Raw genomic sequence first — 25143 nt, forward strand, 5'->3', positions numbered from 1 at the left:
TTACGGCTCTTCCGAGCCTTCACCCGTTGCGACGCCATGCGTCCAGCCGGGCACGTTGACGTAGTAGCGCAAGGCCTTGCCAGCGCCCGTGCTCCAGAGTTGCCCCCGCTTGACCATCTCGGCCAGATCCCGAGTGGCCGTGGCCTTGGACGCACCGGTCATCTTCATGTACTTCTCGGCGTTGAGCCCGCCCAGGAAACCGCCGTCACCGTCGTCGAGCAAACGCTGCAACACCTTGCGCTGGCGCTCAGGCAGCCCGGCGATCCCGTGGTGCTCCGCAAACCGGCGCTTCACGAGGGCGATGTCCATCGTGGCGCTGGCCGCCGAGTAGGCGGCAGCACACTGCTGCGCGAACCATTGGACCCAACTCGTCACGTCCATGCCGCCACGCTGGCAGAGGTTTAACTGGTCGTAGTAGTCGGAGCGGCGCTCCAGCAGTTGCCGCGACAGGCTGAACAGCCTGACCGGCGTGCTGAGGTGCTGGGCCACGGCCATGTCGACGAGGGCGCGGCCGATGCGGCCGTTGCCGTCCTCGAACGGGTGGATGCTTTCAAACCAAAGGTGGGCGATGGCGGCACGCGCAAGGCCGTCCAGGCGTGCCGCCGAGGAAGCGCCGCCGGGCGCGGTGTCGTTGAACCAGTTGATGAAGCGCGCCATGTGCCGCGGCACTTCGGCCGATGGCGGCGCCTCGTAGTGGACGACCTCGCGGCCGGGCAGGCCGCTGATGATCTGCATCGGGTCTTTGTGATCCCGATAGCGGCCCACGGCGATGCGTTGAACACCTGAAGTGCCGCCCGGAAACAGCGCCGATTGCCAGCGGCAAAGCCGGTCTTCGTCGAGCGCCGCGCCCGCTGCGGTGGTTGCGTCGTGAACGACAGCGACCAGACCGTCCACGGCACGGTCGATGAGCCCTGGCGCCTCCAAGCCCATCCGGCGCATGACCGACGACCTGACGGCGTCCAGCGACAGCCGCTCCCCTTCAATGGCCGCCGTGGTCAGCACCTCGTCGGCCATCGAGTCGAGCGCGACGTCGCTGGTACCCGTGAAGCCGATGGCTGCAGCCTTGCCTTCCATGACGCCATGCAAACGGTAGGCCTGGGCCAGGTCGGCGCTGACGGCCGCATTGTCGTAAACGAAGTCCGGCCAGTCAGCGCGAAGCCAGTTCCAGGGGCGTGCTCTCGCGATCATGAGCCGCAATTTAGCACTATCGGCTCAAAATGTGAGCCGAATTACCAGAATTGCGGCTCAAGCGCCCTGGCCTGCAGCCTCCGGCACCACCGCCGTCACCTCGATCTCCACCTTCGCCCGGTCCTCCATCAACGCCGCCACCTGCACGGCGCTCATGGCGATGCCGTAGTCGCGGCCCAGCACGTCGCGGTAGGCTTGGCCCACCTCGCGGCCGCGGGCGATGTATTCGCGCTTGTCGATGAGGTACCAGGTCATGCGCACGATGTGCTCCGGCTGGGCTTGCGCCTCGGCCAGCACGGCGCGGATGTTGAGCAGGGTTTGGCGCACCTGGGCGATGAAGTCATCGCTGTCGAACTCGCAGCGCTCGTTCCAGCCGATCTGGCCGGCGACAAAGACCTGGCGGCCGCTGGCCGCCACGCCGTTGGCATAGCCGCGCGGCGGGGTCCAGCTGGCGGGCTGCAGGATCTGCTTGTGGTTGTTGCTCATGGTGTGTCTGTCTCCTGTTGTGCGGCGAGCGAGCGCTCCAGCGCGGCACGCAGATCGGCGGGAAAGGCCTGGGGCTTGTGGGTCGCCAGCGAGGTGCAGACCAGCACGTGCGTGAACTCGACGCGCGGGCCATCGTCGCCATCGAAGGCGATGCGCAATGTCATCGAGCCGCCGCCGAGGCGCTGGAAGTGGATGGACTGCTGCAGGCGGTCGCCATGGCGGCTGACGCGCAGGAAGCGGGTGTCGAGCTGCGCGGTCGGTATGCCGACGCCGCGCTGGCCGATCAGCACGTCGAAGGGCAGGCCCAGCGCGCGCGCGAACCAGTCCTCGATCAGCTCGTTGAGCATCTCAAAGTAGCGCGGGTAGAAGACGATGCCGGCCGGGTCGCAATGGCCGAAGCGCACGAGTTGTTCGCGTTGAAAAGCGATGTTCATCTCGGCAGTCCTGGAACACAGCCGCAGAGCCACAGAGACACAGAGGAGCCTTCATCCCGCTGCCTCTGTGTCTCCGTGCCTCTGTGGCTCTGTTTGGATCTCATTTCAGACTCCCACGTGCTTCTGCCACAACGTCGGGTCGGCCGCCAGCGCCGCCGACGGGCCGGCCCAGGCCACGCGGCCGCGCTCGACGACGGTGTGGTGGTCGGCCAGGCGGATCAGCCGTTGCACATACTTGTCGACGACGAGGATGGTCTGGCCGGCGGCGCGCAGCAAATCCAGGCAGCGCCAGATCTCCTCGCGCACCAGCGGCGCCAGGCCTTCGGTCGCTTCGTCCAGCACCAGCAGGCGCGGGTTGGTGACGAGGGCGCGGCCAATGGCCAGCATCTGCTGCTCGCCGCCGGACAGCTGCTGGCCCATGTGTGCGGCGCGCTCGGCCAGGCGCGGGAAGAGGCCGTAGACGCGCTCCATCGTCCACGGCTCGGCCGCGCCGCTGCGGTTGGCCGCGAAGGCACGCAGGTGCTCGTGCACGCTGAGGTTGGGGAAGACCTGCCGCCCCTCCGGCACCAGCGCCAGCCCCAGCCGTGCGATGCGGTCGGCTGGCCAGCCGGTGACGTCCTGGCCGCAGAACACGATGCGGCCGCTGCTGGGTGCCATCCAGCCGCACAGGCAGCGCAGCAGCGTGCTCTTGCCCATGCCGTTGCGGCCGAGCAGCGTCGCGACCTCGCCGGCCTGCATGCTGAGGTTCAGGCCGAAAAGCACCTGGCTGGCGCCGTAGCCGGCTTGCAGGTCCCTGATCTCGAGCACGGCCGTCATTGCACCGCCTCCAGCTCATCCCCGAGGTAGGCGCGCTTCACCTCGGCATGTTCCCGGATCTCAGCCGGCGTGCCGCTGGCAATGACGCGGCCGGCCACCAGCGTGGAGATGCGGTCGGCAAGGCGGAAAACGGCGTCCATGTCGTGCTCGACGAGCAGCAGCGTCAGGCCCTCGGCCTTCAGCGCCTGCAGCAGCTCGACCATGCGAGCCGACTCGTCCGGCCCCATGCCGGCCAGCGGCTCGTCCAGCAGCAGCAGGCGCGGCCGCGCCGCCAGTGCGAGGCCGACTTCGAGCTGGCGTTGCTCACCGTGGGCCAGTTCTCCGGCGATGCGGTTGGCATGGGCACTCAGCCCGACGCGTGCGAGCAGCGCATCGGCTTCTGCATGCGCTGCCGCGTCGGCGCGCGCGCTGCGCCACCACGACGGCGCGCCCTCGCGCCGCGCCAGCACGGCGAGCACGAGGTTGTCGCGCACCGAGCAGGGCTTGAAGAGGTTGGTGATCTGGAAGCTGCGCACCAGGCCAGCCTGCACACGGCGGGCCATGCCATGCCGCGTGACGTCCTGCCCGTCAAAGATGATGGCGCCTGCGTCAGGCGCGAGCGCGCCGGAGATCTGGTGGATCAGCGTCGTCTTGCCGGCGCCGTTGGGGCCGATCAGCGCGTGCAGCTCGCCCGGCCGCACCTCGAAGCTCGCGCCGTCGGTCGCGGCCAGCGCGCCGAAGCGCTTGATGAGGTGTTTGACCTCAAGCACGGCGCCAAACTCCAGCCAACCCGCGAGGCGCGTACAGCACGACGAGCAGCAGCAGCGCGCCCAAGCCGAGCTGCCAATGCAGGGTGTAGCCGGACAGCAGCTCCTCCAGCAGCAGCAGCGCCAGCGCACCCAATGGCCCGCCCCACAGCGCGCCCGCGCCGCCGATGATGACCATCACCATCAGCTGGCCGGACTGCGACCAGTGCATCAGGTGGGGTGACACCAGGCCGTTCAGGTTGGCCAGCATGGCGCCCGCCAGGCCGGCGATAGCGCCCGCGACCACGAAGGCCTGCCAGCGCAGCGCGAACACCCGGCCACCGGCGGCGGCCACGCGCACCTCGTTCTCGCGCGCGCCCTGCAGCAGCCAGCCGAAGGGCGAGTTCACCAGCCGCTGCAAGCCGGCCATGACGAGGGCGAAGAGTCCGAGCGCCACCCAGTAGAAGCTCGCGTCGTCCTTCAAGTCCAGGCCGAAACCAAAGGCGGAACGCTGCGCCAGCGCCAGGCCGTCGTCACCGCCATAGGCCTTCAGCGACACGGCCACGTAATAGAACATCTGGGCGAAGGCCAGCGTGATCATGATGAAGTAGACGCCGCGCGTGCGCAGGCTGATCGCGCCGATCACTGCCGCTGCGATTGCACCGACAACCATTGCCACTGGCCAGGCGATCCAGGCGGATGTGATGCCTGCATCCATCAGCACCGCGACCGTGTAGGCTCCCAGGCCGATGTAGGCCGCATGCCCAAAGCTCACGAGCCCGCCGAAGCCGAGGATGAGATTCAGGCTGGACGCCGCGATGGCGAAGATGAGGATGCGCGTGCCGACGACCGTGTAGAACTCCAGGCCCATGGCCTGCAGCAGCGGCGGCAGCGCAGCCAGAAGGGCCAGCAGGGGCCAGATCCAACGGCCAAGCCTGCGGTGGTGGAGGCTGCGAGCTTCAGCCATGGGCGGGGAAGAGGCCGCGCGGTTTCCAGAACAGGATGGCGGCCATCAGCACATAGATGAGGATGGACGCCAGCGCCGGGCCGAGGTTGGACGCGACCTCAGGCGAAGCGAGCTGGCGCAGAGCGGCGGGCAGCAGCGTGCGGCTGGCGGTGTCCACCAGGCCGACGAGCAGCGAGCCCACCAGCGCCCCGCGCACCGAGCCGATGCCGCCAACGACGATGACGACGAAGGCCAGGATGAGGATGCTCTCGCCCATGCCGACCTGAACAGCCAGCAGCGGTCCGAGCAGCGCGCCCGCCAGCGCGCACAGCGCAGCGCCCAGGCCGAACACGGCGGTGAACAGCTTGCGGATGTCGACGCCCATGGCGGTGGCCATCTGGCGGTTGGACGCACCGGCACGCACCCACATGCCGGCGCGGGTGCGGGTGACGAGCACCCACATCAGGAGTGCGACGGCGAGGCCGACGCCGATGATGAGCAGGCGGTAGGCCGGATAGAACAGGCCGGGCAGCAGTTCGACCGGGCCGGACAGCGCGGCGGGCGTGTTGAGCATCAAGGGCTGGTCGCCCCAGAGGATGCGGACGCCTTCGTTGAGCATCAGGATGAGGGCGAAGGTGGCGAGGACCTGGCTGAGGTGGTCGCGGGCGTAGAGGCGGCGGAGCAGCGTGACTTCGAGGGCCATCCCGAGGATGGCGGTGCCGGCGATGGCTGCGATCACTGCGAGTGCGAATGACCCGGTCGCGGCGGCCGTGGCGGCAGCAAGATAGGCGCCGACCATGTACAGCGAGCCATGCGCCAGGTTGATCATGTCCATGATGCCGAACACGAGCGTCAGGCCGGCGGCGAGCAGGAAAAGCATCAGGCCGAATTGGAGGCCGTTGAGGAGTTGCTCGGTGATGAGGATCCAGTCCATGGTGGGCGTGGCGCTCGCTACTTCTGGTTGTTGGCCAGTACGGTGCCGGGAGTCCGTCCCGGCGGCCGGGTAACTTTCTTCTGCGGCGCCAGAAGAAAGTCACCAAAGAAGAGGCGCTGAACCGCACACCATCGCGACGCCGCGAAGAGCTGCGCGCGAAAACAGCCAGCAGCGTCTCGGCAAGAAGCGAACCGCTGCGCTCTCGCGTCTGACTTGTCACGAGCAACATCCATCGCACCAGCAGCCCGTTCGACGCGCGGCTGCACGCCGTGCTCATCAAAACAGCCCAATACAGCGTCGCTCGGGCGACGCGGCTGGTTGGTATTTCCTGATGAGCCCGGCGTGCAGCCGGCGTTAACCGGCGTTAAGGGGCGATGTATGGTGCTCGTCATAGGGACAGCAGCGAGAGCGCAGCGGGTCGCTTGGAGGCACGGCCCACTCCGAGCTTGCGAGCGCATGCCGCCACTCGAGTGCGGATTGCATTGAGCGCTCCTCTTTTGGTGACTTTTCTCTGGCGCGTCAGAGAAAAGTTACCCGCCCTGCCGGGGCGGACTCCCGGCTCACTGCACCGGGTCATGAAGGTTCCTCGCACAAGCAACCAACCGACATTCAGTTCATCTTGCAAGCCGACGCATACGCATCCTCATGCTGCGTGAAGATCTTCCCCATCGTCCGATTCGTCACCCGCCCCTGCCCATCCTTCGTGATCACCCGCAAGTAGTAATCCTGAATCGGGTACTGATTCCGATTGAACTTGAACGCCCCCCGCACCGACTCGAACTTCGCCGCCTTGATCGCCTTCAACAAAGCAGGCTTGTCCTCCACCTTTCCCTTCACGTCCCTCACCGCCGCGTTCATCAGCAACGCCGCGTCATACCCCTGGCTCGCATACAGCGACGGCAGCCTTCCGTAGTCCTTCAGGAAATCGGCAACGAACTTCTTGTTCGCCACGTTGTCCATGTCATGCGCCCAGTGCGAGCTGTTGAACATGCCCAGCATCGGCTCACCCACCGCCTTGATGACGTCTTCATCGGCAGAGAACCCCGGCCCGAACAACGTCACGTCCTTGGACAATCCCGCGCCGACGAACTGCTTGATGAAGTTGATGCCCATGCCGCCGGGCAGGAAGATGTACATCGCGTCCGGCTTGGCCGCGCGCGCCTGCGCCAGCTCCGCCGCGTAGTCGAGCTGGCCGAGCTTGGTGTAGATCTCCTCCACGACCGCGCCCTTGTAGTAGCGCTTGAAGCCCGTCATCGCGTCCTTGCCCGCCGGGTAGTTGGGCGCCAGCAGCACCAGCTTCTTGAAGCCCTTCTCGGCCACCGTCTTGCCCACGGCCTCGTGCAGGTTGTCGTTCTGCCAGGCGACGTTGAAGAAGTACGGATTGCATTGCTCGCCCGCGTACTGCGATGGGCCGGCGTTGGCGCTGATGTAGGGGACCTTGGCGTCGAACACCGACGGGCCGACGGCCAGCATCACATTGGAGAAGACGATGCCAGTCATGAAGTCGACCTTGTCGCGCTTGATGAGGCGCTCGGCACTCTGCTTGGCGACCTCGGGGTTCTGCTGGTCGTCGGCGGTGACCATCTCGACGGGCAAGCCACCGAACTTGCCGCCGCTGTGCTTGAGCCCCAGCGCAAAGCCGTCGCGGATGTCCACGCCCAGGCCGGCGCCGGGGCCGGACAGCGTGCTGAGGAAACCGACCCTGAGCTTGTCGGCGGCGTGAACCGGGCTTGCCAGCCAGCAGCCCAATGCAACCACAGAGGCACGGAGACACAGAGGAAGTACAGAAAGGCGCTTGAACTCTGTGCCTCTGTGCCTCTGTGGTTGCATTTCTTTCTCCTGAGTCATATTCATCTCCTAGTAGACATTCAGTCTCTGAGCTTGAAGCGCTGCAGCTTGCCCGTCTCGGTGCGCGGCAGTTGCGTTCGGAACTCGATGGCACGCGGGTACTTGTAGGGCGCGATGGTGGCCTTCACGTGCTCCTGCAGCGCGCGAGCGTCACCCGCATGGCCCTCGCGCAGCACGACGAAGGCCTTGACCAGCTGGCCGCGCTCTTCATCGGGCACGCCGATGACGGCGCACTCGGCGACGGCCGGGTGGCTCAGCAGCGCGGCCTCGACCTCCGGGCCAGCGATGTTGTAGCCGCCCGAGATGATCATGTCGTCGGTGCGCGCCTGGTAGACGAAGTAGCCCTCGTCATCGATCAGGTAGGAGTCGCCGGTGAGGTTCCAGCCGTCCTGCACGTACTGGTGCTGGCGCTCGTCGGCGAGGTAGCGGCAGCCGGTCGGGCCTTTCACGGCGAGGTGGCCGACCTGGCCCGCGCGCATCGGCTGGCCGCCGTCGTCGAGGACGCAGGCCTGGTAGCCGGGCACGGACTTGCCGGTGGCGCCGGCCTTGGCCGTCTCTTCGGTGTGCGAGATGAAGATGTGCAGCAGCTCCGTCGCGCCGATGCCGTCGAGCAGCTCGATGCCCGTGGCCTGCTTCCACAACACGCGCGTGGCGGCGGGCAAGGCCTCGCCTGCGCTGACGCATTTGCGCAGGGATGAGAGATCGTGCTGGCCCACCAGCGGTGCCATCGCGCGGTAGGACGTCGGCGCCGTGAAACAGACCGTCGCGCGGTGCTGCGCAATCGCCGCGAGCAGCATTTCGGGTGCGGGCTTCTCCAGCAGCACGGCGGACGCACCGACGCTCATCGGGAACAGCAGCAGGCCGCCCAGGCCGAAGGTGAAGGCCAGCGGCGGGCTGCCGATGAAGACGTCGCTGGCCTGCGCGCGCAGGCAGTGCACCGGCCAGCAGCGGCAGATGGCGATGACGTCGCGGTGGAAGTGCATCGTGCCCTTGGGCTGGCCGGTCGTGCCGGACGTGAAGGCAATCAGCGCGCAGTCGTCGCTGGCGGTGTCAACGTTGGTGAACGTGGCCGGCTGGCGCGCGGCACGCGCTTCCAGGCCGTCGGGCTCGGCGCTGCGGTAGTGGCAGATGCCGCGCAGCATCGGGTTCTGCGCTTGAGCCGCCGCGAGTTCCTCGGCCAGAGCGGCGTCGCACAGCGCATGCGTCACCTCGGCCTTGGCGATGACCTTGCCCAGCTCGACCGCACGCAACAGTGGCATCGTCGCGACTGCGATGGCGCCGGCCTTGATGACGGCGAACCAGCAGGCCGCCAGCTTCGGCGTGTTGGCGCCGCGCAGCAGCACGCGGTTGCCGGGCACGACGCCCAACTCGTTGACCAGCACATTGGCGATGCGGTTGGCCTCCGCCTGCAGCTCGGCATAAGTCCAACGCACGCCGGCGCCTTGCACGCAGGGCCGGTCGCCCTGTCCCTGCTCGACCCAGCGGTCCAGCAGCTCGGTCGCCGCGTTCAGCCGGGGGCCGAACTGCAGCTCCGGCAGATCGAACACCAGCTCCGGCCACTGGTCCTGCGGCGGGAGGTGGTCTCTTGCGAAGGTATCCAGGTGGGCCGATGGGTGCATGACGTCCTCAGGCTTGCTTGAGCAGTTCGCGACCGATGATCAATTGCTGTACCTCGCTCGCGCCCTCGTAGATGCGCAGCGCACGGATTTCGCGATAAAGCGACTCAACGATCTCGCCCCGGCGCACGCCGCGGCCGCCGAAGAGCTGCACCGCCGCGTCGATGACCTGCTGGGCGCCCTCCGTCGCCATCAGCTTGGCCATGGCGGCTTCCTTGGTGATGGTCTTGCCCTGGTCGCGCAGCCAGGCGGCGCGGTAGACCATCAGCGCAGACGAGTCCACCGTGCAGGCCATGTCAGCCAGCTTGGCTTGCGTGAGTGGCAGGTCAGCCAGGCGGGCGCCGAACATCGGCCGCGACTTGGCCTGGTTCAGCCCTTCCTGCAGCGCGCGGCGCGCAAAGCCCAGCGCCGCGGCCGCGACCGAGGTGCGGAAGACATCCAGCGTGCGCATGGCCAGCTTGAAGCCTATGCCGGGCGCGCCGAGCATCTGGCTCTTGGCGACGCGACAGTTCGTGAAGCGCAGCCGCGCCAGCGGGTGGGGCGCGATGACGTCGATGCGTTCGGCGATCTCGAAGCCGGGGATGCCTGCGTCGACGATGAAGGCACTGAGGCCGCGCGAGCCGGGCGCCTCGCCGGTGCGCGCGAACAGCACATAGAAGTCGGCGATGCCGCCGTTGGAGATCCAGGTCTTCTCGCCATTCAGCAGGTAGCTGTCGCCGTCTTCGGTGGCGCTGCACTGCATGGCCGCGACGTCCGACCCAGCTTCGGGCTCAGACAGCGCGAACGCCGCCAGCGCCTCCCCACGAGCCACCCGCGGCAGATACCTTTCACGTTGAGCCGGCGTGCCCTGCAGCGAGATCGCGCCCGAGCCCAGGCCTTGCATCGCAAAGGCGAAGTCAGCCAGGCCATCGTGCTTGGCCAGCGTCTCGCGGATCAGGCAGATGGCGCGGGTGTCGATGGCCTGGCCTTCACCGGCCACGGCATGGTTCAGCCAGCCCGCCTTGCCGAGCTGAGCGACCAGGCTGCGGCATTGCGCATCGATGTCGCCGTCATGGTCGACATGCTGCAGATGCTCGGCGCACCAGGCATCCAGCGAAGTCACCAGCTCGCGGTGCTTGGCGTCGAAGAAGGGCCAGTCGAGGTGGTCCATCGTCAATCTCCCTGGAAGACGGGCCGCTGCTTGGCGACAAATGCTTCGTAGGCGCGATGGAAGTCCTTGGTCATCATGCAGATGGCCTGGGCCTGCGCCTCGGACTCGATGGCCTCGTCCACGCCCATGGACCACTCTTGATGCAGCATGCGTTTGGTCATCGCATGGCCGAAGCTCGGGCCTGAGGCGATCTCGCCAGCCCAGGTCGTCGTTTCATTCAACAGTTGCTCGGGCGCGACCAAGCGATTCAGGAAACCCCAGGACAGCGCCTCTTCGCCGCCCAGGCTGCGGCCACTGTAGAGCAGGTCCGACGCCCTCCCCTGGCCGACGATGCGCGGCAGCATGGCGCAGGCGCCCATGTCGCAGCCCGCTAGGCCCACGCGCGTGAACAGGAAGGCCGTCTTGCTGCGTGCGGTGCCTACGCGCAGGTCGGACGCCATCGCCATGATGGCCCCCGCGCCGGCGCAGACGCCGTCAATGGCCGTGACGATGGGTTGCGGGCAGGCGCGCATGGCCTTCACCAGATCGCCCGTCATGCGCGTGAAGGCCAGCAGGTCGGGCATGCTCATGCCGGTCAGCGGCCCGATGATCTCGTGCACATCGCCGCCCGAGCAGAAATTGCCACCCGCGCCCTGGATGACGATGGCTTTCACGTCGTCGACATAGCTGAGGCGCCGGAACAGGTCGCGCAACTCGGCGTAGGACTCGAAGGTCAGCGGGTTCTTGCGCTCGGGCCGGTTCAGCGTGATGACGCCGACGGCGCCCTGCTGCTGCCAGACGAAGTGCTCGGCGCTGTAGCCGGCGAGGCTTTGGCTGTTGCCGGAAGTCAGATAGGGAGTCATGCGGCGTCCTTGGCCAAATGCGTTTTCAGCTGCGCGAGCAGCTCGTGGACCTGCGTCTTCTGCGCCGGCGTCCAGCCGGCGAACAGTTCGACGATCCAGCCCTCGTGCGTGGCGGCCATGCGCTTGAACTGGCGGCGGCCTTGCGGTGTGAGCTTGACGATGAAGCTGCGGCGGTCGTCGGCGCGCGTCTCGCGCAACACCAGGCCTTCAGCTTCGAGCTGGTCGGTGATGCCGGTCACATTGCCGCCCGTCACCATGAGCCGCTTGGACAGCTCGCGCATCGTCAGGCCATCGGGGTGGCGCTCCAATTGGGCGAGCAGGTCGAAGCGCGGCAGCGTGGTGCCGAAGTCGGCGCGTAGGCGCTGTCGGATCTGGTCTTCCACGCGCGTCGTGCAGGACAGCAGGCGCAGCCACAGCTTGAGGGCCTGGTGGTCGTCTTCCGACAGCCGCGTTTCGAGGTCGGACTCGGTGACCGACATCACATCGTCTCCCCGCCGCTGACCGCGATGGCCTGGCCGTTGATGGCGCCGTTGCCGACGATCCAGGCCACGGTGTCCGCGACTTCCTCGGGCTGGATCAGGCGACCCAGCGGGTTCACCTTGGCCAGCTCGGCGCGTGCCTCGTCGGCGGTGCGGCCGGTCTTGGCGACGATGTTGTCGACGGCGGACGCAACGATGTCCGTCTCGGTGTAGCCGGGGCAGACCGCATTGACCGTCACGCCCTTGGCCGCCACTTCCAGCGCCATCGCCCGTGTGAGGCCCAGCACGCCATGCTTGGCCGCGCAATAGGCTGCTACATAGGCATAGCCCTTGAGCGCCGCCGTGCTGGCGACGTTGACGATGCGACCCTGCCTGCGGGTCACCATGCCGGGCAGCACGGCGCGACTGCACAGGAAGGTGCCGGTGAGGTTGACGTTGAGCAGCCGCTGCCAGAGCTCCAGCGAGGTGCGTGCAAGCGGCGCCGTCTCGACCTGGCCGGCGTTGTTGATGAGGATGTCCACGTCGCCGACGGCAGCGAAGGCGTCGGTGACGCTGTCCTCGTTGCCGACGTCACAGACCTGGATGGCCACGTCACCCAGCGGCGCCTGTGCCCGGCGCAGGCGGTCCTCGCTGCGCCCCATCAGCGTCACGCGCATGCCGTCGGCGAGCAACCGCTTCGCCACGGCGGCGCCGATGCCGCTTCCCCCACCCGTCACGACGGCATGCATGTTCTTCATACGCCCAACGCCTTGTTCGCCTGCTCGGCCGCGGCCACATTGCCGGCGCGCTGGCGCTCGAATTCGCGCTCCAGCGGGCTCTTGCCGGACAAATACTGCTTGGGCCACTCGAGCCCGATGGGACCGCGGTAGCCGATGCGCGCGGCCTCGGTCAGCGTCCAGGCCGGGTTGGCCAGGTGTGGCCGGGCGATGGCGCAGAGGTCCGCGCGGCCCGACGCGATGATGCTGTTGACGTGGTCGGCCTCGGAAATGGCGCCGACGGCCATGGTCGCGATGCCGACGCGGTTGCGGATGCTCTCGGCAAATGGCGTCTGGAACATGCGCCCGTAGATGGGCTGCTGCGCCTTGCTGACCTGGCCGGAGGACACGTCGATGAGGTCCGCACCGGCCTGCTTGAAGGCTGCGGCGATGGCCACGGCGTCCTCGGGCGTCGTGCCGCCCGGCACCCAATCGTGGGCTGAGATGCGAACGGACATCGGCCGGTCCAGCGGCCACACCTCGCGCAGCGCGGTGAAGACTTCGAGCGGGTAGCGCAGCCGGTTCTCCAGCGAGCCGCCGTAATCGTCGTCGCGCTGGTTGGTCAGCGGGGAGATGAAGGCGGACAGCAGGTAGCCGTGGGCGCAGTGCAGTTCCAGCCAGTCGAAGCCGGCATCGGCGGCACGGCGGGCGGCGCTGACGAAGTCTTCCCGCACGCGGTCCATGTCGGCGCGCGTCATCGCCTGTGCGACCTGGCTGATGCCGGCCAGGTATTGCTGCGGCGAGGCCGAGATCAGCGGCCAGTTGCCGTCGGGCAGCGGCAGGTCCTCGCCTTCCCAGGGCAGGCGCGTCGAGCCCTTGGGGCCGGCGTGGCCGAGCTGCATCGCGATCCTGGCGCTGCTGTGGCTGTGGACGAACTCGACGATGCGCTGCCAGGCCGCGCCCTGAGCGTCGTTCCACAGGCCCGGGCAACCTGGTGTGATGCGGGCGTCGGGCGACACGCAGGTCATCTCGGCGAACACCAGCCCCGCCCCGCCCAGGGCGCGTGCGCCGAGGTGCGCCAGGTGGTAGTCGCCCGGGATGCCGTCCTCACAGCTGTACTGCGCCATCGGCGACACGACGACGCGGTTCTTCAGCGTGACGCCGCGCAGCTTGAAGGGCGTGAACATTGGTGGCACTTGCGCATCAACGCCGCTTTGCGCCGCCAGCCAGCGCTCGAAGTCGCCGACATAGCGCGCGTCGCGCAGGCGCAGGTTCTCGTGTGAGATGCGCTGCGAGCGCGTCAGCAGCGAATAGGCGAATTGCTCCGGCGCCAGCCTTGCGTGGCGCTCGACGTTCTCGAACCACTCGGTCGAGTTGCGCGCCGCGTTCTGGATGCGCAGCACCTCGATGCTGCGCGTGGCCTGGTAGGCGTCGAGCGCCGTTGCCAAGTCGCCATGCGCCTGGATGTCGCGCGCCAGATCGATGGCGTCCTCCAGCGCGAGCTTGGTGCCCGAGCCGATGGAGAAATGCGCCGTATGGGCGGCGTCGCCCATCAGCACGACGGGAATGCCGCGGTCGTTGCGGTGCACCCAGGTCTTGCAGACGACGCGCGGGAAGCGGATCCACGCCGCCGAACCGCGCAGGTGGCTGGCGTTGGAGATCAGCGGATGGCCGTCGAGCACCTGGGCGAAGAGCTTCTCGCAGAAGGCGATGCCGTCTTCCTTGCTCATGTCCTCCAGGCCGGCAGCGCGCCAAACGTCTTCGGGGGCCTCGACGATGAAGGTCGAGTGCGTGGCATCGAAGCGGTAGGCATGCGCCTGGAACCAGCCCCACTCGGTACGCTGGAAGTCGAAGGTGAAGGCGTCGAAGAGCTTGGTGGTGCCCAGCCACACGAAGCGGCATTGGCGCAGGTCGACGTCGGGCTGGTAGGTGGCGGCGTACTTCTGGCGGATGCGGCTGTTCAGCCCGTCGGCAGCAATGACAAGATCAGCGTCGATATCGGCGTCATCCAGCACGTCGGTCTCGTAGACCAGCTCGACGCCGAGCGCCTCACAGCGCGCCTGCAGGATGTTCAGCAGCCGCTTGCGGCCGATGCCGCAGAAGCCATGGCCGCTGGAGACGATGCTGCGGCCCTTGAAGTGAACGGCGATGTCGTCCCAGTGGTTGAAGGCCTCGCTGATCTGCTCGGCCGTCTCGGGGTCGGCCCCGCGCAGCGCGTCGACAGCCTGGTCGGACAGCACGACACCCCAGCCGAAGGTGTCACCAGCGCGGTTGCGCTCCAGCACGCGGACCTGGTGGGCCGGGTCCGCCTTCCTCATCAGCAGCGCGAAATACAGGCCGGCAGGCCCGCCGCCGACACAGGTGATACGCATGGGAAGCCCCTTCTGCGTAGCACTTTAGGAATCGATAGTTCAAACGTCAAGCATTTATCTTGACTGCGATCCCACGGACAAACCCGCAGCCTGAAGCAGTTGGGAGGGGCGGCGCGACGGCGTCAGCGCGGTTTGCTGTAGTTGACGCTGCCGCGCCCGCCGGCCAGCGGCTTGACATTGGCGAGGCGCTCCAGGGCTGCCGCGTTGTCCCGCAGATAGGCGTCAAAGAACAGCAGCTCCCAGGCGGTGGCTTCCTGTTCGGCAGGCCCGCTGAGCAGGTGGCCCTCACCGGGCATCTCGACGGCCCAGGCAGGGCCGCCGAGGCGGCGCACACCGGCCTTGACGCTGTCGGGCGAGACCGAGCCGTCCTTCTCGGCATAGACGGCGAAGAAGGGGTTCTTGACCTGGGCGAGGCCGCTGAAGTCGCGGCCGAAGGACCAGGCATGGGTCTGGAAGGGCCAGATGCCGAAGCTGGCGCCGAGGAAGGGCACGAGGCCGAAGCCGGCCTTCAGTCGGGCGTCGCGGAACGACCGCCCGGGTACGGCCGGATCGGCGCCGCCGAGCATGGCGAGCACCGTCTGGCCGCCCGCGCTGGCGCCCGAGGCGCCGATGCGGGCCGTGTCCACCGCGCCGGCAAAGTCAGGGTGGCTGAGCACATGGTCGAGCGCCGCCTTGAAGGCGACCCGGCGCAGGGCGACGGTCTCGGCATAGCCGCTGACGCGGCCGTCGCCATGGAAGATGTCGACGACGATGTAGCCGTGCGAGGCCAACTGCTTGAGGTGGGCCAGGTGCCAGAGGCCATGGGTGTTGTAGCCGCCCGAGTAGACGATGAGCGGATATCTCGCGGCAGCATCCGCGAAGACGGGCCGCTCGCCCGGCGCCTGCATGTGAGGGAAGACGTTGTCCCCGGTGTCCTTGTACGGGAAGGCGTAGTTCGGCCGGGCGTTGTCGGCGCGGGTGGGATACAGGACGTAGAGCAGCAGCGGCAGCTGCTGCCCGGTCAGCGCGTCGGCGCCGGGCTCGTTGCCTGGCACGGTGACCTTCAGCAACAGCGGGGCGTCTCGGCGGCTCAGCAGCTCGTCGACGTACAGGCTGCGCGAGCCGTCGACCTTGCCATTGAGATAGTCGACCAGCGGCCGGTCTCCCGCGGCGTTCGCTGCCACCTGCATGTTCGTACTGCCGACGGCGTACGGGCCGGGCGGGGCGACGAAGCCGGCAGCGTGGGCGCATGCCGGGCCGATGGCCAGAAGGAGGAGCAATCGGGCCAGCAGGCGGGACATGGGTATTCCTTTGAAGGAGCGGTCAGCGCGGCACGTCGTCCCAGCGCAGGTGCACGACGCGGTAGCCCTTGGCCTTGAGCGCCTGCAGCAAAAAGGGCAGCGCCCGCGCGGTCTGGTCCTGAACGTCGTGCAGCAGCACGATGCCGCCACCGCTCTTGGCCAGCTGGCCCAGCAGCTTGTCGGCCAACATCTGAGGCGTCTGGTCGGGCAACCAGTCCTCGGCGCCGGCGTCGACTGACATCACGGTGATGCCCCGCTCGCGCAGCGCGGCCATCAGCACGGGCGATTCCGCCAGGAAGGGGAAGCGATAGGCGGCCGGCTCGCTGCCCAACGCCTCGCGGTAGGCAGCCACCATGGCATCCAGGTCGGCGATCTGCGCCGCCGCGGGCAACTGGCCGAATGCCAGATGTTGGAAACCATGCATGCCGACGCTGTGGCCGGCGTCGCGCACCTGGCGGGCGAGGGCGGCGTGGGCGCGCATGGGTTCGCCGTTCATGAAGAAGCTGGCCTTCACGCACTGGTCGGCCAGGGCCTTCAGCACCAGGGGCGTGGACTCGGGCCTCGGACCGTCGTCGAAGGTCAGCACCACGTCCTTCGGCGCCAGCCCCGGCAGCGCCGCATGTTGCGCCGTGCCCCAGGCCGCGCCCTCGCGCTGGAGCGTCAATGTGCGCGACGTGCCCAGTGCATCGGCCGCACAGGCGGTCTGGGCCGGCTGGGCGGATGTGGCGGCGGCCAGCGCCATGGCCAGCAGCAGCCCCATCAATGGCCGGCCACGGCGGCGGGTTCGCCGAACTCGCCCGCTTCCTCGTGGTCATGCGGGAAGGGCGCCAGCCAGGCCAGCACCACGGGCGGGATGGAGAAGATCAGCACCCAGCCGAAGAAGCTCACGTACTGATGATTGACGTAGTTCCACAGCAGGCCGCTGACGCTGCCGGTGCCCCACTTGGTCAGCGCCATGACGCCGGTGGCCATCGCGTAGTGCGCCATGCGGAAAGGCCCCGGGGCGATCTGCTGCATCATGTAGAGCATGTGGCCGACCGAGCCCATGCCGAAGCCGAACTTCTCGATGCAGACGATGGCCGCGATGGTGGTCGTGTCCGTCGGCATCGTCTGGGCCAGGTAGAAATAGGTCAGGTGCGGGATGTTGAGCACCAGGGCCAGTGTGAAGAAGCTGCGCGGCAGCGTGCGCTTGGCGACGAAGAAGCCGCCCAGGAAGGCCCCGGCGATGAAGGACAGCGTGCCGACCGTGCCGTTGATGTGCCCTAGCGACTCGTTGTCCAACCCCAGGCCGCCGGCAGCGATGCTGTCGAGCAGGAAGAGCGGACCGAACTTCTCGATGAAGCCTTCGCCGAAACGATAGAAGAAGATGACGGCCAGCATCATCCAGATCTGCGGCTTCTGAAAGAGCGTGACCCAGGCCTCGGCCGTGGCCGTCAGGCCGCCGCTCAGGCCTTGGCCGTGCAGCGTGGACGGCGCCCCCGGCGGCAGCACGCGCACATGCCACAGGCCGAAGAGGGCCATGGACGCCGCAGCGATCAGCACGACGATGACCCAGCACTGCACCCAGCTCATGCCCATGTGGTTGTGCAGATAGCCCGTCAGCGACACGAACAGGCCTGAAGCGACAACGGCGCCCATGTTCCAGCACATGCCCTGCAGGCCCGAGTAGCGCGCCTGGTCGGTCTTGGAGACGGTCGTCATGAAGACGCCGTCGGCGCAGGTGTCCTGCGTGGCCGACGCGAAACCGACGATCCAGAAGAAGGCCAGCGAGAGCTTGAAGAAGCCCTCCATCGGCAGACACAGCGCCACCAGGCCCAGGGCCGCCGCCATCGTGAACTCCATGCTGATGACCCAGAAGCGCTTGCTGCGGTAGGCCTCCAGCAGGGGTGCCCACAGGGGCTTGAGCACCCAGGGCAGGTACATCTGCGAGGTGTAGAGCGCGATGTCCTCGTTGGAGATGCCGAGGTTCTTGTAGATGATGGCTGCGACGACCCCCACCATCACATTGGGCAGGCCCATGGCGAGGTAGAGCGAGGGCACCCAGGTCAATGGGTGGCGAATGGATTGAGTCATGGTGGGGTGGGCTTCTTGGTGCCGTTCAGCAGGGCGAGGACGTCAGACGCCTCTTGATTGGATTGCAGGGCTTGGAGCGCGGCCCGGGCCCTGTCGGTGCCCTCGCCGCCGTGCGGGTTGCTGGCCAGCGACTGCAGGCCGCGCAGGGCCTTGTCGCGGTTGCCGGATTCGAGATGCGCCCAGACGGCGAGGTAGACGTAGTCGCCAACCTGGGGCTCCAGCACGCTGGCGGCGTCCGCCGCGTTGGTCATGCTGGGGCTGACGCCCTTGACGCCGAGCACTCGGGCCAGCTGATACAGCGTGGGTGCATCGTTGCGGCGCTGCTTGTAGGCCGCCATCAGGCAGCCGCGAGCCTGCTCCAGCGCCTGGGTGCGTTCGGCACCGTTCGCCTGTGCGGCCACGGCCTGCCAGGCCCAGCCGAGCAGGCGGTTGGCTTCAAAGGGTGGCGATTCCTGCTGGGCCCATGGGGCAAGGATCTGCAAGGCCTTGTCTGCGTCGCCATAGCGGATCTCGGCATGCGCCAGCGCCCAGCGCATGGCATCGGGCGCTCGGTCGCCGCCGGCTTTCTTCACGCTCTCCTGCAGGCGGGCCAGAACGGCCTTGCCATGTTCGGCTTCAGGGCGTGAGGCGATGACCATGCCGTCGAATTCGGCCTCGGCCTGCTCGGTGGGCAGCTCGGTGGTGCGCACCGCGGCTGGCGCGCCGCCCGGTATCTGCGCCACATACAGGTTGTCCAGATGCTTGCGCAGCTCACTGTTCAGGCGGCTGGGCGCTATGCCGGTGGCTGGCTCCAGGGCCGTGAGCGCGTCCTCCCCGGCCGCGACACGGCGGAAGTACTCGTTGAAGCGCTGCACGCGCTCGGTCTTGGACAGCACGTAATGGGTCAGCAGCCAGGACTGCGCGTAAAAGACGCCGAAGAAGCTGTCGTCAATGTCCTTGTCCCCGGTGGACTGGAAGCTCGGCTTGAGCAGCCGGGCCGGCTGCAGCCAGGTGCGCTGGGCCAGGATCGCGGCCGAGGGATTGAACGCGCCGATCTCGATCGAGTCCGGGGCGATGCGCGTCGCGCCGAAGTACTCGGCGTAGCCCTCGACGTACCACACGGGATAGGCCATGCGGGCGTATTGAGCCATCACGCGGTGCGCGTACTCGTGGAAGAGCACCTGGCCGGTGAAGTCCTTAGACCAGGGATGGTTGACCGCGAAAGCCTGGGCGCCGTCGCTGCCCGAAACGAACAAGCCCGACAAGCTGCGGTTGCGCAGATAGGGCTGGACCCGGGCGATGAGGTCGGGGTCGTCGCTGAGCACGATGGGAAAGGGCGGCCGCGCCATGCCCTGGCTGGCGCCAAGGGTCAGCAGCATGGCCTCGTGCAGGCGTTCGAGATCCTGCAGCCTGCCCTCGGCCGTGCGCTTGGATGTCTGGGCCAGCATGCGGAAATGCGGGCTCTCGGCCAGCACCCATGACGCGGACCAGGCCAAGGGGCTCCAGCCCAACAGGCCCAACAGCAGCGTCGCCAGCCATTTGCGGTGATGCATCGTCTGCTCTCCCGGCCTGCCTTATCGGGCCGGCGGCGTCAGCGCCTGCAGCGCCGCCGACACATGGACCAACGGCGCATTCCAGTTGATGGCGACCTCGTTGCTCGCATGCGGCGGCGGCTTGGTGCCGAAGCCGGTCACCATGGACTGGCCCAGCGGGTTGCGGCCCAGCACATGGTCGAACAGCGCTTGCGCAGCGGCCAACGTGTCGGTCCGCGGCTGCAGGCGCCAGGCCTGGATGAGCATCATGGCCTGGTTGAGGGCCACGGCATCGCTGCCCCAGACATCGTCCTTGGCCTGCAGGCCCACGCGGTAGGCCGAGCCCCGCCAGCGGGCCATGAGTTCATCAGCAAGCTCCATCACACGGGTTTGAACGACAACGCTGTCATTTTGACTCAGGCGCATGCGGTGCTGGGCTAGGGTTACCCATGCCAAGCCCTTCACATCGCCCCAGGGAAAAACTGGCGATCACCGTGCCATCCAGGCAAGCGGTGACGAGGCAGCGCAGATGTGGACCTCATGGTGTGCCGATCCAGTGGATGTGATCAGCGGCACCGTTGTCGCCGCGGGCCTGCAGCCGGTTGCGGCCCGGCTGCAGCACGACGCCAGGCCAGGTGGCAATACCGCCCTGCACTGCCCGCGCCGGCAGGTCGGTGCCATTGACGTTCAGTGTGGCGCTTTTGGCGTTGGTGTAGACCTTCACGTCGGCGCGGCCTGCGGCGCGCGGCGTGGCGCGCCGGTTGGCGATGTGGAGCATCGGCTTGTCGCTCCACTGGGCTTGGTAGTAGAAGAACGCCTCCTTGCGCGCCTGCCGGTCATAGCTCGCCAGGCCCTTGTCGTTGATGCCGGGCCGGTCGCCCTCGTTGCGGCCAGCGGAGGCAAGGTCAAAGCCGACCCAGACGAAGCTGCCCCACAGCCAGGGCCGTGCGGCGATCTGCGGCCAGTAGGCCTCGTGAAAGAGCGCCTGGTATTGCTCGGGGTGCCACGGCCCGCCGGGCTTGGGGCGGTCCGGCGGATCCTGCTGGTGCTGCACGCTGGCGCCGGCGCCGTACTCGGCCAGCGCCATCGCGCGGTCGGGCTGGCCGGCATGCACGCGGTCGGCCCAGGGACCGATGTCGCCGAACTGGCCGTCGTACCAGCCGTAGTAGCGGTTGAAACCGATGACGTCGGTCTGGCGTGCCATCGCATGGTCGTCCGCCGCGCAGCAGTGGGCGTAGCTGGTAGCGCGTGTCGGGTCGAGATCGTGCGCCAGGCGACTCATGCCGGCCAGCAGCTTCACCACCGCGTCGTCCGAGCGGTAGACCTCGTTGCCGACTCCCCAGATGAAGACCGACGGGTGATGCTGGTTCTGCTTGACCAGCTCGCGCATCTGCTGTGCAAGGTTGGCGCGGAACTCCTCGCCTTCGTCCATCGCCGAGTTCAGCGGGATCTCGGTCCACACCAGCAGGCCGGCACGGTCGGCGTTGTCGTAGGCGCGCTGCGGGTGCTGGAAGTGCACGAAGCGCAAGCCCGTAGCGCCCAGTTCCTTCAGGATGCGAAAGTCCTCGTCGATCTCGGCGTCGCCGACCGCCAGGCCACGGCCCGGACGGCCGCTGTGGAAGAGGTTGACGCCGTGCACCGCGTGCGGCCGGCCGTTCAGCAGCAGGCCGCGTTGCGAGTCGATCTGCACGCTGCGGATGCCAACCGGCAGCGCCAGCGTATCCAGCACCTCGGCACCGTCGCGCAGCTCGGCAGTCAGCGTGTAGACGTGGGGGTCGGTGGGGCCTTGCCAGAGGTGGGGTTTGGGTAGCGTCCAGGGTTGTTCGGCCACGACGGTGGCGCCGGGCGCGGCTGGCACTGCCTGCTGACCTTGCGCCACGGCGCGGCCGGCGGCGTCGCGCAGGCTGAGGTTGAGCGCGAGGCGACGGGTTGCGTCGCCGTCGTTGCGCACGCGGGCACGCAGGGTCAGCTGGGCTCGCTCGGCGTTGACGTCGGTAGCCGAGACATAGACGCCCGGCCCGCCGTCATCGAGCAGGTCGAAGTGGGCCGCCGGCACAGCCACCAACTTCACACCGCGGTAGAGGCCGCCAAAGACCGTGAAGTCTCCACCCAGCGGCGCGACGTGCGGGGCGGTCGCGTTGTCCACGCGTACGGCGAGCTGGTTGCGCCCGGTGCGCAGCCATCGCGTGATGTCGATGCGAAAGGCCGCGTAGCCGCCGTCGTGGCGGCCGGCAAGCTGGCCGTTGATCCAGACTTCCGCCCGCAGCGCGGCGCCATCGAATTGCAGGAAATGGCGCGACGCCAGCGCTGCGGCAGGCAGCTGCAGCTCGCGCCGATACCAGCCCGGACCGCGGTAGTAGGCGCCGCCCGCTTCGCCGTCGATGCCGTTCCAGGTGTGCGGCAAACGTACCACCGCCCAGGCGGAATCGGCGAAGTCGACAGCGCTCGCGCCGGCTACGTCGGCGCGCAGGAAGCGCCAGCCGTCGTCGAGCGCGGTGACCTGCCGTGCAGCCCATGCGTGGCTGCCGACAAACAGCAGCAGTGCAATGAGGAGCGACTTGATGCTCATGGCTTTTGCACGACGACTTTGCCCAGCAGGCCCGAGGGCTGCGTTGGGTCGGATTGGACCATCACCGTCAGTTGGCGGGTCGTTGCACCCTTGGACAGCAGCACCGAGAACTCGGCCGGCGCGGCCGTCGTCTTCTCGCCCAGCTTCACGCCGGCCAGCCACACCTGGGCCTTGCCGGCCAGCTCGCGGAACACCAGCCGGGCGCTGCCGTCGTTGAGGTCGGCACGCAGGCGCAGGTCGGTGCGGTACAGGCGCCACGCTGGCGACTCGGCGGCTTGCTTGATCGGCACCTCGCCCCAGCCCCAGGTGTTCATGTCGTTGTCGGCCAGCTGGACGTTGGGGTCGGGCTGTGCGGCCTGCGCGGGCGAGATGCGCCAGTACAGGAGCTGGGTCACGGGCTCAGCCACTGCCACGGCGGGCGGCGTCGCCGCGGTCTGCAGCGCCAGCGTGATCTCTGCCGGCTGCAGGCCATCGGCCAACGCACGCAGCCTGGCCTCGCCGCTGCCGTCTCGCCGGCTCTGCAGGATGACCTGGGCCAGGCCGTTGTAGAGGCTGCGCTCGGATGCCTTCTCGGACTCGTGCGAGTTCGCGTCGCCATTGCCCACGCCGATGACGCTGGCTGCGCCGCTGAGCTCGAAGCGCACCTTCAGATTGGCCGTGGGCACGAAACGGCCCTGGGCATCAAGGGCGCTGACCGTGACGGGCATGGCGTCCAGGCCGTCGCCGGCCAGTGCGGTGCGGTCGGGCGCCAACAGCAGGCGCACCGGTGCACCGCTGGTCTCGACCACGTCCCGGGCGATCTCGATGTCACCCTTCAGCGCGACGGCCTCCAGCTTGCCGGGCGCATAGGCCACGTCGAAGGTCACCATCTCGAAGGGGTCGACGTCGCGTTCGTCGAGCACCTTGCCGTTGAGCAGCAGCCGCACACGCGGCGCATTGCTCAGCACCATGACTCGCTGCTGCTTGCCCTCCTGCCCCGGCCAGTTCCAATGCGGCGCGATCTTGACGACGGGCTGCTCCTCCAGCTTGACCCACTGCGCCCGGTGCAGCCAGAACGCCGTCTTGGCAAAGCCGCACAGGTCCATCGCGCCGAACACCGAGCTGGCACTTGGCCACTCGAAGGGTGTCGGCTCGCCCCGGTAGTCGAAGCCCGTCCAGACGAAGCCGCCGGCGATGAAGGGCCGCTCGGCAATCGCCTTCCAGGCCTGGCGGTGGGTATTGCCCCAATACGCCGCCTGGCTGTCGTCCGACGCCATCAGATGGGCGGCTTGATCGGTCTTGAACTCGCCGCGCGACATGAAGGCCGAGGTGTCTTCCGAGCTGGTCAGCGGCAACTTGGGGTTGGCCTTGTGGAAGCGGTCGTATTCGCCGATCTGGTAGTTGAGGCCGACGACGTCGACCGCCTGAGACACGTTGATGGGCGAGAACAGGCCGCCGTTCATAGCGGCCGTCACGGGACGGGTGCTGTCCAGCTCCTTCACGGCCGCCACCATGCGACGCACCATCTGGAAACCCACCTCGGTGCCCTGCATCGGCTCCTCGTTGAAGACCGACCACAGGACGACGCTCGGGTGGTTGCGGTCGCGCTTCACCAGCCAGGTCAGCTGCTCCAGGTAGTCCCGCGACGGGTTGAAGTTGCGGTTCTCGTCCATGACGAGAAAACCCATGCGGTCGACCAGGTCCAGCACCTCGGCCGCCGGCGCGTTGTGGGCGAAGCGAATGGCGTTGACGCCCATGTCCTTGAGCCGCCGCAGCCGGTAGGCCCAGATGGCCTCTGGCACGGCGACGCCAACGCCGGCATGGTCCTGATGGATGCAGACGCCCTGCAGCTTGACTGGCAGGCCGTTCAGGAAGAAGCCCTTGTCGGCGTCGAAACGGATGGTGCGAAAGCCCGTTTGGACCTCGGCCTCGTCCAGCGCCTGTCCCGCCGAACGCAGCTGGGCGCGGACGCGGTAGAGCCGCGGGTCCTTCAGCGTCCACAACTGGGGCGTCTTGATGGCCAGTTGCAGCTTGGCCGTGCTGCTACCCAGCGCCTTCACGCGCACCCGGCTGCGAGCACGCGCGACTTCCTTGCCGGCAGGGTCGATGAGGCTCACATCCACCTCGGCGTCCTGCGCCGTGCGGCCGCTGCTGTTCACCTCGATCTCGACCGGCAGCGACCAACGATTGCCGTCGGCGCTCACCGGGTTGGCATGGATGCCGTCGGTGGCGATGTGCACGGCGTCGCGCTTGACCAGCCAGGTGTGACGGTAGATGCCGGCGCCCTCGTACCACCAGCCCTCCATCGCGTCGGCGTCCACGCGCACGGCGATGTTGTTCACGTCCTCGCCGTAGCGCAGATAGGGCGTGATGTCGATGTTGCGGCCGTTGTAGCCCGACCAGTTGCGGTTGACGACGATGCCGTTGACCCAGACGGTGCTGTGGGTGGCGATGGCGTCGAACTGCAGCTCGATGTGGCGACCGCGGTCGGAAGCGGGCAGCTGGAAGTAGCGCCGGTACCAGCCGATGCCGCGCTTGCGATAGCCCTGGGAGAGGTTCTCGTTGGCGTCGAAGCCGCCCTCCACGGCCCAGTCGTGCGGCAGGTCCAGGCGGCGCCAGCTGGAGTCGTCGAAGTCGGTTGCCGCAGCCCCCGTGACGCCACCCGCCTTGGCGCTGTTGTATGAAGCGCCATGGCCCTTGATGGGCGGCGTGGGCACGTCACCCAGGTGGAAGAGCCAGCCCTGGTCGAGCGACAGGCGCTCACGTGGGCTGGCATGGGCCAAGCTGGTCACTGCCAGCAAAATCATCAACAGAACGCGACGCCAAGGCATGGTGACTCCATCAAGCAGTGAGCCGGTGGACACGTGAGCATCCACCGGCTTGTGGTCCGGTCAGCCGGTCAGGCCGTCCAGCTTAGCGAGGCGCCTTCGGTCTGCACCGGGCTGCGCTGGCCATCCACCTCCAACGCCCAGTCCCGCAGCGCACCCTCGCTGACCTGCGCTGTGTAGCGGCCGCCCTGGCGGCTGACCATGCCCCGCGCGGCGACGTTGCCGTCCGAGCCCACGACCGTGAAGGCCGCGCTCTTGCCGTCCTCCAGCTCGAACACGCGCAGCACCGTGCCACGGGTGTAGTCGTAGTCCGGCTTCTCGGTCTCGGCGCCCCAGGCGATGACGCTGTTCGGTGCGGCGTACAGCGGCATG

The 25143-nt window shown here is 67.9% G+C and carries 20 protein-coding genes and 2 pseudogenes; all 22 read right to left on the minus strand.

Annotation, left to right across the window (positions count from 1 at the left end):
• Nucleotides 1–1188 carry a Fic family protein gene (locus ASC95_RS26825; protein ID WP_057300747.1) on the minus strand — a complete coding sequence of 396 codons (1188 nt, stop codon included), beginning with the start codon at nt 1186–1188 and terminating at the stop codon, nt 1–3.
• 57 nt (nt 1189–1245) lie between these two features.
• Entirely contained in the window at nt 1246–1674 is a 429-nt protein-coding gene (locus ASC95_RS26830; protein ID WP_057300748.1) for a RidA family protein, read from the minus strand.
• Nucleotides 1671–2108, minus strand: coding sequence for a thioesterase family protein (locus ASC95_RS26835; RefSeq protein WP_057300749.1), 438 nt, complete (start codon nt 2106–2108; stop codon nt 1671–1673). Before ASC95_RS26835 ends, ASC95_RS26830 begins: the two co-directional genes overlap by 4 nt.
• A gap of 105 nt (nt 2109–2213) precedes the next feature.
• Nucleotides 2214–2915 carry an ABC transporter ATP-binding protein gene (locus ASC95_RS26840; RefSeq protein WP_200960216.1) on the minus strand — a complete coding sequence of 234 codons (702 nt, stop codon included), beginning with the start codon at nt 2913–2915 and terminating at the stop codon, nt 2214–2216.
• Nucleotides 2916–2920: 5 nt separating this feature from the next.
• Nucleotides 2921–3688, minus strand: a complete 768-nt coding sequence (locus tag ASC95_RS26845; RefSeq protein ID WP_057300791.1) for an ABC transporter ATP-binding protein — start codon at nt 3686–3688, stop codon at nt 2921–2923.
• Nucleotides 3666–4616, minus strand: coding sequence for a branched-chain amino acid ABC transporter permease (locus ASC95_RS26850; RefSeq protein WP_057300751.1), 951 nt, complete (start codon nt 4614–4616; stop codon nt 3666–3668). Before ASC95_RS26850 ends, ASC95_RS26845 begins: the two co-directional genes overlap by 23 nt.
• Nucleotides 4609–5529 (minus strand): branched-chain amino acid ABC transporter permease, encoded by a 921-nt coding sequence (locus ASC95_RS26855; protein ID WP_057300752.1) that lies wholly within the window; start codon nt 5527–5529, stop codon nt 4609–4611. The genes ASC95_RS26850 and ASC95_RS26855 overlap by 8 nt, the downstream gene beginning before the upstream one ends.
• Before the next feature lie 609 nt (nt 5530–6138).
• Complete coding sequence (locus ASC95_RS26860; RefSeq protein WP_235538062.1) at nt 6139–7287, minus strand: ABC transporter substrate-binding protein; 1149 nt, start codon at nt 7285–7287, stop codon at nt 6139–6141.
• Nucleotides 7288–7397: 110 nt separating this feature from the next.
• Nucleotides 7398–8996, minus strand: coding sequence for a benzoate-CoA ligase family protein (locus tag ASC95_RS26865; RefSeq protein WP_057300753.1), 1599 nt, complete (start codon nt 8994–8996; stop codon nt 7398–7400).
• Between the two features lie 7 nt (nt 8997–9003).
• Nucleotides 9004–10143 (minus strand): acyl-CoA dehydrogenase family protein, encoded by a 1140-nt coding sequence (locus ASC95_RS26870; RefSeq protein ID WP_057300754.1) that lies wholly within the window; start codon nt 10141–10143, stop codon nt 9004–9006.
• A gap of 2 nt (nt 10144–10145) precedes the next feature.
• Nucleotides 10146–10985 carry an enoyl-CoA hydratase family protein gene (locus tag ASC95_RS26875; RefSeq protein WP_057300755.1) on the minus strand — a complete coding sequence of 280 codons (840 nt, stop codon included), beginning with the start codon at nt 10983–10985 and terminating at the stop codon, nt 10146–10148.
• Complete coding sequence (locus ASC95_RS26880) at nt 10982–11464, minus strand: MarR family winged helix-turn-helix transcriptional regulator (RefSeq protein WP_057300756.1); 483 nt, start codon at nt 11462–11464, stop codon at nt 10982–10984. Before ASC95_RS26880 ends, ASC95_RS26875 begins: the two co-directional genes overlap by 4 nt.
• Nucleotides 11464–12201, minus strand: a complete 738-nt coding sequence (locus tag ASC95_RS26885) for an SDR family NAD(P)-dependent oxidoreductase (RefSeq protein ID WP_057300757.1) — start codon at nt 12199–12201, stop codon at nt 11464–11466. Before ASC95_RS26885 ends, ASC95_RS26880 begins: the two co-directional genes overlap by 1 nt.
• On the minus strand, nt 12198–14531 hold the full coding sequence (locus ASC95_RS26890; RefSeq protein WP_057300758.1) for a bifunctional salicylyl-CoA 5-hydroxylase/oxidoreductase: 2334 nt from the start codon (nt 14529–14531) through the stop codon (nt 12198–12200). Before ASC95_RS26890 ends, ASC95_RS26885 begins: the two co-directional genes overlap by 4 nt.
• 122 nt (nt 14532–14653) lie before the next feature.
• Complete coding sequence (locus ASC95_RS26895; protein WP_057300759.1) at nt 14654–15811, minus strand: hypothetical protein; 1158 nt, start codon at nt 15809–15811, stop codon at nt 14654–14656.
• A gap of 22 nt (nt 15812–15833) precedes the next feature.
• Entirely contained in the window at nt 15834–16571 is a 738-nt protein-coding gene (locus ASC95_RS26900; protein WP_082568152.1) for a polysaccharide deacetylase family protein, read from the minus strand.
• Nucleotides 16571–17884 carry an MFS transporter gene (locus ASC95_RS26905; protein ID WP_082568153.1) on the minus strand — a complete coding sequence of 438 codons (1314 nt, stop codon included), beginning with the start codon at nt 17882–17884 and terminating at the stop codon, nt 16571–16573. Before ASC95_RS26905 ends, ASC95_RS26900 begins: the two co-directional genes overlap by 1 nt.
• On the minus strand, nt 17881–19416 hold the full coding sequence (locus tag ASC95_RS26910) for a hypothetical protein (RefSeq protein WP_057300762.1): 1536 nt from the start codon (nt 19414–19416) through the stop codon (nt 17881–17883). The genes ASC95_RS26905 and ASC95_RS26910 overlap by 4 nt, the downstream gene beginning before the upstream one ends.
• Before the next feature lie 21 nt (nt 19417–19437).
• Nucleotides 19438–19863, minus strand: a pseudogene (locus ASC95_RS26915) (glycoside hydrolase family 9 protein); the annotation flags it as partial.
• A 70-nt stretch (nt 19864–19933) separates the two neighbouring features.
• Nucleotides 19934–21964, minus strand: a complete 2031-nt coding sequence (locus ASC95_RS26920; protein WP_057300764.1) for a glycoside hydrolase family 2 protein — start codon at nt 21962–21964, stop codon at nt 19934–19936.
• Complete coding sequence (galA, locus tag ASC95_RS26925) at nt 21961–24774, minus strand: beta-galactosidase GalA (protein ID WP_057300765.1); 2814 nt, start codon at nt 24772–24774, stop codon at nt 21961–21963. The genes ASC95_RS26920 and galA overlap by 4 nt, the downstream gene beginning before the upstream one ends.
• Before the next feature lie 68 nt (nt 24775–24842).
• Nucleotides 24843–25143: pseudogene (locus tag ASC95_RS31270) on the minus strand (hypothetical protein); the annotation flags it as partial.

The organism is Pelomonas sp. Root1217 (assembly GCF_001425705.1).
Classification (GTDB): Bacteria; Pseudomonadota; Gammaproteobacteria; order Burkholderiales; family Burkholderiaceae_C; genus Pelomonas.